This is a genomic window from Austwickia chelonae, from assembly GCF_003391095.1.
In the GTDB taxonomy this organism is placed as follows: Bacteria; Actinomycetota; Actinomycetes; order Actinomycetales; family Dermatophilaceae; genus Austwickia; species Austwickia chelonae_A.
Genome location: NZ_CP031447.1, coordinates 2,992,612 through 3,006,307 on the forward strand (window position 1 = coordinate 2,992,612; position 13,696 = coordinate 3,006,307).

Annotated in this window: 11 protein-coding genes and 2 pseudogenes; 7 read left to right on the forward strand and 6 right to left on the reverse strand. The window is 60.5% G+C overall.

Annotated features, from left to right (window positions below; all coding sequences use genetic code 11):
• Positions 1-61: 61 nt before the first annotated feature.
• The 5 genes and pseudogenes from DX923_RS13220 to DX923_RS13240 form a co-directional block, all read right to left on the reverse strand.
• Positions 62-340: a hypothetical protein gene (locus DX923_RS13220; RefSeq protein WP_116115602.1), complete on the reverse strand. Its 279-nt coding sequence runs from the start codon at positions 338-340 to the stop codon at positions 62-64.
• 126 nt (positions 341-466) lie between these two features.
• A pseudogene (locus DX923_RS13225) lies at positions 467-1,669 on the reverse strand (IS3 family transposase).
• Between the two features lie 514 nt (positions 1,670-2,183).
• Entirely contained in the window at positions 2,184-4,055 is a 1,872-nt protein-coding gene (locus tag DX923_RS13230; RefSeq protein WP_162872982.1) for an ABC transporter ATP-binding protein, read from the reverse strand.
• Positions 4,056-4,457: 402 nt separating this feature from the next.
• Entirely contained in the window at positions 4,458-4,625 is a 168-nt protein-coding gene (locus DX923_RS17195; RefSeq protein WP_430732306.1) for a hypothetical protein, read from the reverse strand.
• An 829-nt stretch (positions 4,626-5,454) separates the two neighbouring features.
• Positions 5,455-5,922, reverse strand: a complete 468-nt coding sequence (locus DX923_RS13240; protein ID WP_116115605.1) for a YczE/YyaS/YitT family protein — start codon at positions 5,920-5,922, stop codon at positions 5,455-5,457.
• Between the two features lie 111 nt (positions 5,923-6,033).
• Here DX923_RS13240 and DX923_RS13245 point away from each other — a divergent pair.
• From DX923_RS13245 to DX923_RS16300, 6 genes and pseudogenes are all read left to right on the forward strand, one after another.
• Positions 6,034-7,255: pseudogene (locus tag DX923_RS13245) on the forward strand (IS3 family transposase); the annotation flags it as partial.
• A gap of 547 nt (positions 7,256-7,802) precedes the next feature.
• Positions 7,803-7,988: a hypothetical protein gene (locus tag DX923_RS16295; protein ID WP_162872983.1), complete on the forward strand. Its 186-nt coding sequence runs from the start codon at positions 7,803-7,805 to the stop codon at positions 7,986-7,988.
• A gap of 126 nt (positions 7,989-8,114) precedes the next feature.
• Positions 8,115-9,224: an MFS transporter gene (locus tag DX923_RS13255; protein WP_240322843.1), complete on the forward strand. Its 1,110-nt coding sequence runs from the start codon at positions 8,115-8,117 to the stop codon at positions 9,222-9,224.
• Positions 9,196-9,804 carry a 2OG-Fe(II) oxygenase gene (locus DX923_RS13260; RefSeq protein ID WP_116115607.1) on the forward strand — a complete coding sequence of 203 codons (609 nt, stop codon included), beginning with the start codon at positions 9,196-9,198 and terminating at the stop codon, positions 9,802-9,804. The genes DX923_RS13255 and DX923_RS13260 overlap by 29 nt, the downstream gene beginning before the upstream one ends.
• A gap of 183 nt (positions 9,805-9,987) precedes the next feature.
• Positions 9,988-11,019 (forward strand): IS30 family transposase, encoded by a 1,032-nt coding sequence (locus DX923_RS13265; protein WP_240322635.1) that lies wholly within the window; start codon positions 9,988-9,990, stop codon positions 11,017-11,019.
• Positions 11,020-11,094: 75 nt separating this feature from the next.
• The gene (locus tag DX923_RS16300) at positions 11,095-11,634 is read left to right on the forward strand and encodes a hypothetical protein (protein WP_162872985.1); all 540 of its coding nucleotides are present in this window, start codon (positions 11,095-11,097) and stop codon (positions 11,632-11,634) included.
• 731 nt (positions 11,635-12,365) lie between these two features.
• Here the strand turns inward: DX923_RS16300 and DX923_RS13270 are convergent.
• A complete protein-coding gene (locus DX923_RS13270) occupies positions 12,366-13,190 on the reverse strand; it encodes a transposase family protein (RefSeq protein WP_116115608.1) in 825 nt (274 codons plus the stop codon).
• Positions 13,191-13,296: 106 nt separating this feature from the next.
• On the opposite strand from DX923_RS13270, the gene DX923_RS13275 reads away from it, so the two are divergent.
• On the forward strand, positions 13,297-13,524 hold the full coding sequence (locus tag DX923_RS13275) for a transposase family protein (RefSeq protein WP_240322636.1): 228 nt from the start codon (positions 13,297-13,299) through the stop codon (positions 13,522-13,524).
• Positions 13,525-13,696: the final 172 nt, after the last annotated feature.

A 13,696-nucleotide genomic window follows, 5' to 3' on the forward strand; every position in this document is an offset into this window, starting at 1 on the left:
CCAGGACGAAAATGCGTCCTGGCCCCGCTGCTGGTATTCAGACGAAGAAAGGGTGCGTCATCTACTCGGAGCGAACTTTCAGACGTTCGGAGAACAGATTCCCGCCGCCATAAACAAGACACCCGAGCACCAGCGCCCCCAAGGCGCTGTCGTCGAGCAACCCTTCAGTTTCCTGAAGCACGGCGACAGCCAGAGCGAAGACAAACCACAGAAATTTATGAAGCTTCCTCGTTCGTACCTCGACGTTGTGCCATAAAAGCAGCTCCCCCGGCTCCAAGCCTCCTCGGGGCCCCATGGTAAGGCCAAGCCATTCCACCGTTCTCTTCACCACACCTGGCATCGCGCAACCCTTCGATCACTGTTGATCCGTAGAGCCACATCACATCACCGGATACGCATCCAGTCACCCGGATCCGACTCTTGCTCTTCAGGACCACTGAACCGTCCCGGAGTATTCGGAGACTTTCTAGTTTGAGGACGCGACGGTTGTCGCGGGCTCGTGGTGGGCAGCGTAGTAGGCGGCTTCGGCGCCGCGGGTGGGATGTCGCCGCAGTAGCCGTAGAGGCTCCGGTGGTTGAACCAGTCGACCTATTCGGCGGTTGCGCACTCGACGGCGTCGACGTTCTTCCAGGGGCCGCAGGGCTTGATGACTTCGGTCTTGTACAGGCCGTTCATCGTCTCGGCCAGGGCGTTGTCGTAGCTGGACCCGACCGCGCCAACGGATACCATGATCCCGGTGTCGGCGAGCCGCTCGGTGTAGCGAATAGCGACGTATTGCGAGCCTTGGTCCGTGTGCGCCACCACCTGAGCGAGGTCGGCGCCAGCACGTTGGCGGGTCCAGATCGCCTGCTCGAGCGCGTCCAGGACAAGCTGAGTCGTCATCGACGTGCCGCACCACCGTCCGATGATCCGACGCGCGTACGCGTCGATCACGAACGCGACGTACACCCAGCCCGACCAGGTCGACACGTACGTCATGTCCGCCGCCCACAGCCGGTCCGGGGCGAGCGGGGCGAAGCGTCGGTTGACCAGGTCACGCGGTCGCGGCGCGCGAGCGTCGGGGATCGTGGTCCGCTTCACCTTGCCGCGGACCGCGCCGACCAGGCCTTCGGCGGTCATGAGCCGCTCGACGGTGCACCGGGTGACCGGGATCCCTTCACAGTTCAGCGCGAGCCACACCTTTCGGGCACCGTAGACGCCGTAGTTGCTGGCATGGACCCGGCGGATCTCCTCGACCAGCACAGCGTCGCGCTGAGCGCGGGTGGACTGCGCGCTTTTGAGGTACTCGTAGTATCTCGATGGGGCGACCGGCAGGCCGTTCTCGGTCAGCACGGTGCAGATCGGCTCGACACCCCAACGCAGGCCGTCCCCGTCACGGTGGTCGGCGTGTTCGCGGACGAAGTCCACTATCACTGTCGAGCTCGGCCGCGAAGAAAACCGATGCCGCCTTCAGAATCACGTTCGCCCACTTCAGCTCAGCGTTCTCCCACCGCAACCGCTTCAGCTCAGCGTTTTCCTCGGTCGTGACGCCGGCACGCTGCCCGTCGTCGATTTGAGCTTGGCGGACCCCACTTGCGAACCTTCTTCGGGGTTGTGATGCCCAGCAGCGTCGCGACGCAGGACATCGCCGCCCACCCGACTCCCCCTCAGCGCGAGTCTCGGCGACCATCCGCGCCGCCCGAGACTTCAACTCCTCCGGGCACTGCCTGCTCGTACTCCCTGACCTGACTCCAACCTTCCCAACGATCGGAGTCTCCGGATGTACCGGGGCGGTTCAACTAGCCTCTACTCAGGGAAACCACCCGCAAAAACGCACCCAACCTTATCCACAATCGCCTTACCGTCCCCAGAGAACTCTGTGTCGCCGAAGATGACCTGCCCACCGGTGAGCTGCACCCCGGCGAAGTCGCTACCGTCGAAGACGGCTCCGGTGAAGTCGAACCAGGAAGTCGCCGCTGCGGGATCTTGTGAGTGATGACGACGATCGTCAGACGGACTTTACGACTCTCAGAGCGATGAGGCTCCTTGACCTCCTCCCCCACCTTCAGGTGGGGGAGGAGGTCAAGACGCGCAGATGGCTCGGGTACGTCGCGCCCGTGGAGAGAACATCGCAAGGATCGCTGAAGACTTCGGGGTAGGTGCCTCTCGACAACAACACGGGCGGTCGAGGAGTGTTGCCTTGGTCAGGCCTGAAGGCCTGGGGTCAATTGTGAGGCGAAGATCCGCACGTAGTGGCCCTGAAGTGCGACCAACTCCTCGTGACTGCCACTCTCGACGATCTGACCATCGACGAGGACGTGGATGACGTCCGTGCGCGCCACCGACGTCAGCCGGTGACTGATCGAGATCAAGGTACGGTCGCCTAGAGCAAAGAAATGGTCGTAGATGGCCTTTTCTGCCAGCGCGTCAAGGGCCGAGGTGGGTTCGTCAAGAACGATGACCTTGGCATCACGATAGAAGGCCCGCGCCAGGGCCAACCGCTGCCACTGCCCGCCGGATAGGTCGGTGCCGATCCGACCCTCTTCGTCCTCCATCCAGGGGTCGACGTACGTGTCGAGCCCGTGCGGCAGGGTGCGGACGAAGCCAGCCAGCTGCGCTTTGTTCAGCGCCTCCCAGATCGACGCTTCATCGACCGGGCGGTCGACGGCTCCCCAGGCGACATTCTCTCGGATCGTGGCAAAGGAGTAGTGGAGGAAGTCTTGCTTGAGTAGAGCCACCTGAGTGTGCCAGGTCGCTGGTTCACACTCGGCGAGGTCCTGGCCACCAATCAGGACCCGACCCGTCTCTGGTCGATAGATGCCCAGGATGAGTTTGAGCAGGGTGCTCTTACCGGCCCCGTTCTCCCCGACGAGGGCCACATGATGACCGGCCGGGATCTGCAGACTGATGTCGCGCAGGACGAGTGGTCGATCCGCCCCAGGGTAACGGAAGGCGACCTTCTCGAGGGTGATGTCCGGCATCGGAGCGGGGACCCGATTGATGGGAGGTGGGCCGTCATCGAGCTGCATGAAACGTTGGTAGTCGAAGAGATTGACCACATCCTGGTCTACTTCGGCAACAGCCGTCACGAATTGGTTGGCTGCTTCGATTGCTCGACGAACCACCTGCTGGACGAAGACGAACTGCCCGAGAGATTGGGTGCCTGCACTGATCCTCAAAGTGACCCACACAAGGGCCCCCACCTCGACCAGGGCCTCGACTGCATCAGCGAGGAGCCGCTTGAGGATGTACTCGCGTTCCTGATCGAGCCGCTCCCGCTCATCCCGGTCACGCAGGGTGGCCCGCAGTGCGAGCAGGTGACGTACCAGGCCGTACGAGCGGAGCTCGACGATGGCCTTTGGATGGAGCATTCGCTGCTCGATGCCCACTCGTCGACGTCGGGTCTCGATCGTGCCATTCCAGTGAGCCCACTGCTTGCGGGTGAGTTGGAACTGCAGCCACATGCCCGGTGTGACAGCGACCAGGACGGCCAGCGCGAGCCAGGGATTGACGATGGCCAGCGCTGCCAGGCTCAGCACGACAGCGATCAACGCGCCGAACAGCACCGCAATCTTGTCGAAGGCCTGGGCAAAGTTCTTGGCGAAGCGGGCTGCCCGATCATACAGGTCGGCGGTGCTCTTGTCCTCGTACCGCCAGAAGGCAAGGGAGGCGAAGCGGTCGAACATCTTGTCGCTGATGCGGCACTCGACGGAGAACACCAGCTTCTGGTGCACGTAGATCGAGATGCTCGACCACAAGGCCGTGAGCAGGCCGACGCCGGCCGTGAGCGTAATGTACACGAAGACTTGGTCGACCGCCCCGGGCTCCTTGGCGACGACCTGACCGAGAGCGGTCGTCGTGCGAGCGGCGAAGAAGGTGGTCACGATGGGCAGGAGAGCATCGAGAATCGCGCCGACAATGGCGAGCGTCACCGCCAATGGGGCCGCGGTGAAACTCAGTTTCGCCAGATTGCCCATGGCTCCGAGTCGCTGGATCAGGGTCAGCTCGTCACCGTCCAGTTGCTCGATGGCCTCGTCTCCCGACCCGTCGCTGCCCCGCGTATCGTGCGAACTCAATGCAACCGCCGCTACCAGCGACAGGCGAGCTCGCGCGCCGGGTCTGCCGGGCGATCTCGACCCGACGGACCCGGCGCACAGAGCGGCAGGAGAACGTCGAGTGTACCCAGCACCCAGGTTCCTTGCCCGGGATATGAGGCGGCACTCCATTTGTGAGAACTGTTGCAGGCCACCTCCCGGGTCAGTTCCCAGCCTGGAGCAGGGGAGGTGGCGACCAGGACGCGCGAATAGCCCATAGTCGGCACAACTGCTTCGCCAGGGCCGTCGGTCGATCGGGAGGACGTTTCGTGGCTCACGAAGAGACAGCGTATGGCTGTTTTCTGAATGGCACCTGGAGTTGCCAGGCGATCCTCCCGGCGAAGCCCGCCCTTTCTCTCGGGAAGAAGCGCACGAGCGGTATCATCAGGGAGCCAGTCGTCTCCTGGCCGCCGGAGAGGGCCCTCGCACTTGACCTTGACGTAGCGTCAAGGTCAGAGGCTTCGGAAGATAGCCGATCATATCCGCCTCAATCAGCTCCACTCGCCCAGCGAGGTCCTCCTGATCAACTTTTTGGCGAGTGACGTCCAGCATCTCCACCGAGACATCGACACCAGTTACTTGAGCGCCTAATTTTGCGAGACGAGCGCGCCCCTACCGGCAGCACAACCTAATTCAAGAAATCGACTCTTTTCTTGCGCGAGAAACTTATAGAAATCGAGGCCTCACGTATAGCCATCAGTTATGTCGTAAAATCGGGCTACCGTTCGATTTGACGAGCAATCGAGCACCGTTCATACCATCTATTAATGGACTAAGGGACGCCTCCGGCCCACAGCTGGACAGTCGCGATTGCGTGGGAGAAATTCTCAATTAAAAGTTAAATCTGAGAAATCAATAGTCAGGCGCTTGTTGAGCAGGGAAAGTTCACAGCAGTGTCAGGGCCCAGCCAGATCGATCTGAATCAGGCCTTACCTGGCAATAAACGTGAAGTTCTCTGAGGCTAGCGCCCTGTTTTCTAGACTCAGGATCGTTAAAAGCTTCTTGCGCCGAGATGTTATACAAGCCCCCGGGGGGACACCTGGAGTCGGCCATCCCTGCCCAATCGCAGATCATCATCCCTGAAACCATCTGAGTTCCTCACCAGACTCTTAGTTCGAATGCGGGCCAGGCTGCAGGAGCACACGGGCTCCAATGCCACGTTGCCTGGGCAAGGCACCATGTTCAGCGTTGGCACCTTCAGGCCCGAAACTCCGGATCCGCCAACCCTGGGCAACCGCTGTCGGCCCCCGCCCCTTCTCTCCAGGTCCCTTTATGTGTAGGGAATTTCGAGGCTAAATCCGGTCATGTGGGTCTGCAAACGAGACACGCACAGAACCAGGCTGGACTTCGCTTCACATATTCGGCAATCACGACAGAGGCCCTATCGGCCGGCCCGGGTAGGTGCATCGAGTTCCACGATGGTGCGAGACAGGAGGCTTCCGAGCAGTGGCCCTATACAGATCGCGATGACAACTGTGCCGACGCCTAAGGTGCCGCCCAACAGCCAACCGGTGACCGCAACCACGATCTCGATACAGGTCCTGACTCGGTGGACAGGCTGTCCAGTGGCTCGAGTGAGGCCAGTCATAATGCCGTCGCGGGGCCCCGCGCCGAACTGGGCGCCCAGATACAGAGCGTCGAAAAAGGCCAGCATCAGCACCCCGATCACGAGGTACATGGCCCTGGCAGGCCATGACTCTGCTGGTGGAAGCAGCAGAGCGGTCCAATCGGCGGTCAAGCCCACGAGACACACATTGAGAACAGTTCCCAGGCCAGGCATCTCGCCCAAGGGGATCCATGCCACCAGCACGGTCAAGGCGATCAGATTCGTCGTCCAGCCAAAACTCATCCCTGTCTGATGAGCAACCCCTTCAGCCAGGACATTCCAGCTCGCAGCTCCCAATCTGAATCGCCCCGGGTTCGGTGAAGACTCTGATTCCTGGGAAGGATGATGAGTGTCATGGCGGCACCGAGGAAGTACAGCCTGGAGTTGAAGGAGCGGGCCACGCGGATGGCGGTTGAGGCTCGGCAGGATCCGGCCTCGCGGGCGGGGGCGATCAAGCGGATCGGTGATCAGCTCGGGGTGCTTCCGGAATGCCTTGCGGACCTGGGTGAAGCAGGCTGAGATCGATGGCGGTCTGCGCGCCGGAACGGCCAGCGAGGAGACGGCGAGGTTGGCCGAGCTCGAGCGTGAGGTCCGTGAGTTGCGTCGGGCGAATCACATTTTGAAGACCTCGGCGGCTTTCTTCGCGGCGGAGCTCGATCGCCCCACCTGCAGGTAGTGGCCTACATCGACGCCCATCGACGCGAGGTGGTCGATGGGTGTCAGGTCGGGGTCGAGCCGATCTGTGCAGTGTTGAAAGACGCCGGTGTGCAGATCGCCCCGAGCAGCTACTACGCCGCCAAGTCCAGGCCGCTGTCTGTGCGGGCGGTGCGGGACGTGGAGTTGACCGAGCTGATCGGCCAGGTCCACCGGGAGAACCTGGGCGTGTACGGCGCCCAGAAGGTGGATGCGCCAGGACGTCAGCGTGGCCTGCTGCACGGTCGAGCGACTCATGCGGGCCCAGGGCCTGCGGGGCATTCCGCGAGAGAAGACGCGCAAGACCACCACGGCTGATGGCGCGCAGACCCCGCAGCGGGCCGGTCTGGTCGAGCGCGAGTTCGTCGCAGCAGCGCCGAACCAACTGTGGGTCGCGGATCTGACGTACGTGCGCACGCACGCGGGGTGGACCTACGTCGCGTTTGTGCTGGACGTGTTCAGCCGGATGGTCGTGGGCTGGCAGGTGTCGACCTCGCTGCGCACCGATCTGGCGCTGGACGCCTTGGACATGGGACTGTGGCTGCGGCGCCGTTGCGGGCAGGACACCTCCAGTCTGATTCACCACAGCGACAGAGGAGTTCAGTATCGAGCGATTCGCTACACCCAACGACTGGCCGAAGCCCAGGGCGTCGCATCGGGCGGCTCCCGCGGGGATAGCTACGACAACGCGATGGCCGAGGCGCTGAACTCGCTGTTCAAGGCCGAGTGCATCCGCAATCCGGTGATGCGCCCGGTTGGCGGCTGGAAGAACGTCAGCGACATAGAGATCGCCGTTGCCGAGTACGTGGACTGGTACAACCACCGACGCCTACACGGCGAGATCGGTTTCGTCCCACCAAAGGAGTTCAAGGCCGCGTACTGGGACGGCCAGCAGCCCCAGCACTACCCTGAAAACACCGTCCTCATCGAGGCCGGAACCAACCAGAACAGCCTCTACGAAACCCGGGGCGATTCAACCCGTCGCGCCATAGCAACGCTGCTACACATCCGCAACATCGAGGATCTACCCACGTGCGGCATACACAGGCAATTGAGCCTGACACCACTCCCCTTTGCACGTCCCAGGTGTGCCGGATGGCTGAAGCGCCGACGCCACTTGAGGCGGTCGCCACGGGCGCCTCGGTCAGAGACAGAGGCGTCGACGACGGACTGCGGGCGGCACAGACAAAAGGCAAGATCCCCCTCCCGTTCGCCAGCCCACCGGGGAGGCGCACAGTTCTCCGAGCAGATCAGAGGCCGTCCGTCCCCCACCGCCCAGCCGCGGTGATCTCGCGCTGCTGGGACGCGCCGAAAAGTCCGGTTGTGTCCTCCCCACGCGGCCGGGCCACACGGGGTAGGTTCCCACTGTCGGATCTGATGCAGTCACCCGACATAAACGTGCGTTACCACGGCCAAGAGTAGAAGCAACAATGAGCGACCAGCAGAACGACTTTGACTTCAACGAGATCACTGACGAAGAAGCCATCATGAGTCACTCCTCGGACAACTCGCGGGCGGTCGTTAACCCCTCCTCGGACAACTCGCGGGCGGTCGTTAACCCCTCCTCGGACAACTCGCGGGCGGTCGTTAACCCCTCCTCGGACAACTCGCGATGATTCACAGAAAGTAAAAGTGAGTGGCGGGGGGTCTGACGTCCCCCGCCACTCCCCAATATCATGCCAACAAAATTCACCAGACCCATCCTGCTAGCGGCCATCCTGGCATCTTCCGTGTGCTACTTCATGGCCGTTCCTCTAATACCGCTGTACGTAGCGCAGCTAAACCCTCGATCCCCCCTCGCAGGGCCCACTCTCGCCATCTCATTCGTCTTAAGCGGACTATTCTCCCCGCTGTGGGGCAAACTGGCTACCAGGTATGGAACTAAGCCAATGCTAATCAGATCATCCTTGATGATCTGCCTCGCTTATGCTCTGAGCGCTAACGCCACCAGTGTCTCTGGACTCTTCTTATCGAGGTGCCTCGCAGGCGTAGCCTCTGGATTTGTACCCATCGCCTCAAGCACTCTTGCCCAGCTGAGCACGCCTGAAACAAGAAACCGCGACCTTTCTTGGATAACTTCCTTCCGCACCGGCGGCACCCTCGCCGGCCCAGCCATTGGTGCGGCTATTGTCTGGTCCACCGGCAGTTATCGAATCACCTTCCTCGCATCGGCGGGGTTGAGCCTCTTCACGCTCAGCGCGGCTCTAATCTCCCCAAACATAAAAGTCCAGGATCGGTCAATATCGACCCAACTGCAGACGCGGCACACGACCAAAACTGCGTATTGGATGCCCATCTGTGCCGTTTTCGCTCTAACTGTTTCATCCATGCTCCTGGGAACCTGGTTGCCCTTATCATTGTCAAGCAGCTCCAGCGCTATATCTGCTGCTCCAGTTTTAGCGACGATCACGACAGCCTCGGCCCTCATCACCATGACCCTGGCGCCCTTCTGGGGACAGCTAGCAGACAGGAGGAAGCCTGGCCTCATCCTTATTCTTACGCTCATACTTCCCATTCCAATTATCCTCGGACTGCTATTTTCGGACAATCACCTCACAGTTGGATTTCTTATCATAGCGGCCTCGGCTGTCGGCGCGGACACCATCGGATTGCTCTCCGCGGAGACGACCAAAAAGCTAGCCGAACAGGACATCGCTCCTTTCTTCGGATGGACCAACACTGCAACGCAATATGGCAATGCATTAGGAGCTGGCCTCGCTCCTATCGCGATGGGAATGTGGACTCAACTTCCTATTGTTCTTTCAGTGGCGCTCGATTTACTTTCGGTGCTTATTATTTTTATTTTCTTAAAATCTGGAGCGGATGGACAGTATGCATCTAGAGGCGAATAACAGCCCATTCCTGTGGGCGCTGGGAAGGAACGTCCTCCCCGTTGAGTGCACTAAAGCACTGGTGGCATACCTAGACCACTTCGGCGCCTGGGTGCCGTCAAAAAGTGCGATTGCCCGCAACTCCGCTTACTATCTAAATTCGCAGGAAATACTCACGCCGCCAGGCTTGCGTATTGCGGTGGCCACCCTAACCCCATCTATCGAGGCTAGTGTTGCCTCCGCTTTTAAGATTGAAGCGCTCACAACAAGTCAGGTGATGTTGAACCGTTGGCTTCCCGGCGATTATGCACACCCTCACACGGATGCAATGGGTGACCCTTCAAATCCGCATTATTTCTCACATCGAGCCCTGTTGTATTTGACGCCCACCGAAAAGCAGTTAGCTGGGGGAGATCTTGTTCTTCACGGCGCCTCCGAACTCGACCCCACTACTCGTCGCATTCGCCCGGACTGCAACACGCTGGCCGCCCTTGCTATGTCCCCCGAATCCGTCCACTCGGTCGATAAGATCGTTTCAGGAACACGGTATTCCATCGTATGGAGCTTGAGGCCAAGCACAACAGATAGGAATGTTTCATGAACAGCGAGTCGCAGCAACTCCCAGTCGAACTGTGGCAGATGGCCGCGGGGGTGGCCCTCGATTCCAAACCGGACCGCTTGACTATGTATGTACGCGAGACGGGACGCATGTTTTCTATGACCGGAATCGCAGCTTGGTGTAAATGGGTCAGTGCCTCGCCTGGGATGATCTGGGGGTTCCTGGGTGGAGAGGGTGTTGTGGGTGCGTGGTCGGGCGTTGTCGTTGGTGGAGCGGGAGGAGATCTCGCGGGGTATCGCGGTGGGTGAGTCGGGTCGGGTGATCGCGGCCAGATTGGGTCGTGATCATGGGGTGGTCAATCGTGAGATCGCTCGCTGTGGTGGCCGGTCACAGTACCGGGGACACTGCGCACAGGAGCTGGCGCGGGTGCGTGCCCGCCGGGCGAAGCTGCGCAAGGTTGAGACCTGCCCGGCGTTGTTGGAGCTGGTGAACGCTGGCCTGGGTCAGGGGTGGTCGCCGCGCCAGATCGCGGGACGACTGGTCAAAGACCATCCCGAGCGGCCACAGTGGCAGGTGTCCCACGAAGCGATCTATCAAGCGTTGTACTGCCAGGCCCGCGGGCAACTGCGAGTCGAGCTCAAGGGTGTCCTGCGCCGTGGCGGTACCGCCAGGGTCAGCCGGGCCCAGCGGGCTGCGATCAGTGCAGGCAGAGAAGCGATCCTGGACAAGGTCATGATCAGCGAACGACCCGCCGAGGCCGAGGACCGGGCTGTGCCCGGACACTGGGAAGGCGACCTCGTCATGGGCGCGGGGAACCGCTCGGCGGTCATCACTCTGGTCGAACGCACCAGCCGCTACGTCATCCTGCAACGCCTGCCCTATGACCACAGTGCGCCCCGCGTGGCGTTCTTCCTCTCCCAAGCGATGAGTCGGCTGCCCGCTCTGTTGCGCCGGTCCCTGACCTGGGACCAAGGCCGCGAAATGGCCCGACACGCCACGTTCACCATCAATACCGGCATCCCCGTGTTCTTCGCTGACCCCCACTCACCCTGGCAACGCGGTAGCAACGAGAACATCAACGGCCTCCTACGCCAATACCTCCCCAAAGGAACCGACCTGTCCACCCACACACAAACCGACCTCGACAACATCGCCTACCTCCTCAACGGGCGCCCCCGCGAAACCCTCGACTTCGACACTCCCGCCGAAAAACTCGATACAATCCTCACTCAAGCAGGCGAGGCACTCACCGGTTGATACCGCCCTGTTACCGGTGGATTGATTACCACTGCAATGATTTTTGGGTCTATTGGATCTGCATCTGCTATCCCAATGGGAGAGCGCCATAGCGACATCTCTTCTCAGCCTGCATCTGCTCCATCGGCCAATGAGATAGAACTAGCAAAGCGTTTCGAGGAAGGGTTCCGGGTTCTCTTTACGGAAGTTATCATTCAGAGCCCTTCGGGAACCTGGTCTGTCAGCGAGAAGGGGCTTGCTAAGCACCCTGATATTTCCAGGTCAGGTGCCATCTCCGTCGCTTCTGCAATGAACGGTCCAGAAGGACTTGCAGGTGCTGTACGCGCAGGAGCCTCCGCTGGATCGATAAACTTTGATGAGCCTGTAATTACTACTCATGGCGCAACAGACTATGCAAAATGTGTTCTTAAAGGAGTTGTCCCTGGGGGACTCATTGCATTCCTTGACTGGAGGGCTATTTCTAGTATGATCCAGCAGAAAGCTTGGCCTAAGCTCGGGCTTTACATCGGAAAGCATGCCGCTAAGCATGGCATGAAAGACGCTGTTAAACTTACTCCTGGCGGGCTGGCTCTCAGTGTAATTGGGTCAGCAGCAGGGTGTGCTGTTTGGGGATGATAACTATGACTATCGGTAGACGTAGAGGATTCGGAGAAATATTCTGCTTTGGGATTGCGTCAGCTTCTGCGTTGATGGTAAGCATCTCTGACTCAAACCCAGCATGGATGATTTGTGCTTTTCTTTCAGCTGTTGCCTATTCTGGAGTGGTATACAGGGCACTAAAGGACGACGCGGATAGCATCCAAGAAAGAAATCACGTCTACTTCAACAATCGAGCTCGATTGTTTGTTGCAGCCATTCTATGCGCTTTTACTCCATGGTATAGGCCCATGGGACTGATTATCGCCGCAGTAGAATGTGGATTCTTGATATCGATCATCTATCGAGTGTTCAAGAACGAGGATGGAGAGCCTCGAGCAGGGAAGGGGTTGCGCCTAATGGGCGATGTCTGAACATTACAGAAATGATGGGATTTCGCTTCTCACTTTGCTGAGATTTAAATCTCACATATCTCTTTAATCAGGTCTCTTGCCTCATATCTAATTCAATGGAGCGGGATTACCAAGCCGTAGCTTGGTAATCCCGCTCCATTGAGGGATCTTCGGACTTGAGCGTGGGTTGAGTACGGTGGCGTGCTCGATGCCGGGACGGGGGTAGGGGTCGAGGTCCCTGGCAGTATCAGAGGACTTCTACCCCCTCTGTTCGCCAAGCACCTCGACTGTGCCTGACTCTACTTCGCTGTGCTCTCCTGCCGGATCATGCTCGTCGTGCCAGGCCTGGAGCCTTTTTCATCTGGCGGGTTGACCTGCGGTGATGAGGGTGGTGACGGCGGTGACGATGGGCGTGGCCTGTTCGGGTGAGGAGCGTAGGCGTCGGAGCACGTGCCAAGACTTGAGTTGGGTGTTGCTGCGTTCGCTGCAGGCGCGCAGCCGTCCGTGGGCGGCGTTGTAGGCCTTCTCGTTGCGCGAGAGGTCGCGTCGTTCGAAGTGGCCGGTGGCCTGGTTGCGGCGGACGGCGCGGATCGGGACGGAGATCCCGGAGCCGATACCGAGGTAGCCACGGTCGGTCAGGACCGCTTTCCTGGCGGTGGTCAAGGTCGCCGGTTTCTCGGGGAGTTGATGCTGCCGGGCGGCCGTGATGTCGTGCCGGGCGCCGGGTAGGGCTGCTGAGGTCCACAGCAGTTCTCCGAGGGGGCCGGCGATGACCTGGACGTTCATGCCGTGGTGGTGGACCTTACCGGAGAAGTACTCGCGGTCGGTGCCGCGCTTGGTCATCCTGACCCGGTCGGTGGGGATGACGGTGTCGTCCAGGACGAGGTAGGCCTTCGCTTGCGCCACGACCAGGGCCTGATCGAGGGGGGGAGCTATCGCGGCCAACACCTGGCAGGCCTCGCGGATGTACCGGAAGACGGTCGCAACGCCGATTCTGAACCCGGCTGCCAGGGCGGTGTAGGTCGGATTGTCATGCAGATAGGCCAGCACCAGCAGGGCTTGATCGCGGGCTGAGAGCCGACGCCAGATCACTTTGGCCGCGGCCCGATGCCGGTGCAGCGCGTTGGTGAGCAGATCCAGGGTGGTGGTGGACATGGCCAGACCGACGGGGTAGACAAGCATGACGGGGCTCCTGGCAGGGGTGACTGAACTGACAATCACCGCTCCTACCAGGAGCTTCGTTATCTCCCCGGATCACACGCCACACGAGACCCAACCGTCACACAGGATGGAAAAGGCTCCGGGTCTGGTGGGCTGCTCGGTCTGCGGAGTGGTCGTGCATGCGCACGACCGCGACGACGTGACGCTGGTGGACGCGCCGTCGTTCGGTCGACCGGTGCGTCTGGTGTGGGTCAAGCGCCGGTACACCTGTGGCGAACCAGCCTGTACGGGTGGGACCTTCGTCGAGCAGGACGTCCGAGGGACCACACAGGTAGCTCTGCTCCTCACGAGATGACACCTCATGTCGTTGAATCGCCCCCGGTGAATCCGGAGGAATCAATAGTGCGGCAGTTTCAGCCCCTGAACTAGCTGGGCCTGACCAGCGTAGTAGGCCTGTTCCAGTTCGGAAGGCGGGATGTCGCCGCAGTACTCGTCAAGATCCCGTCACGGCGATGCCATGAACTCAG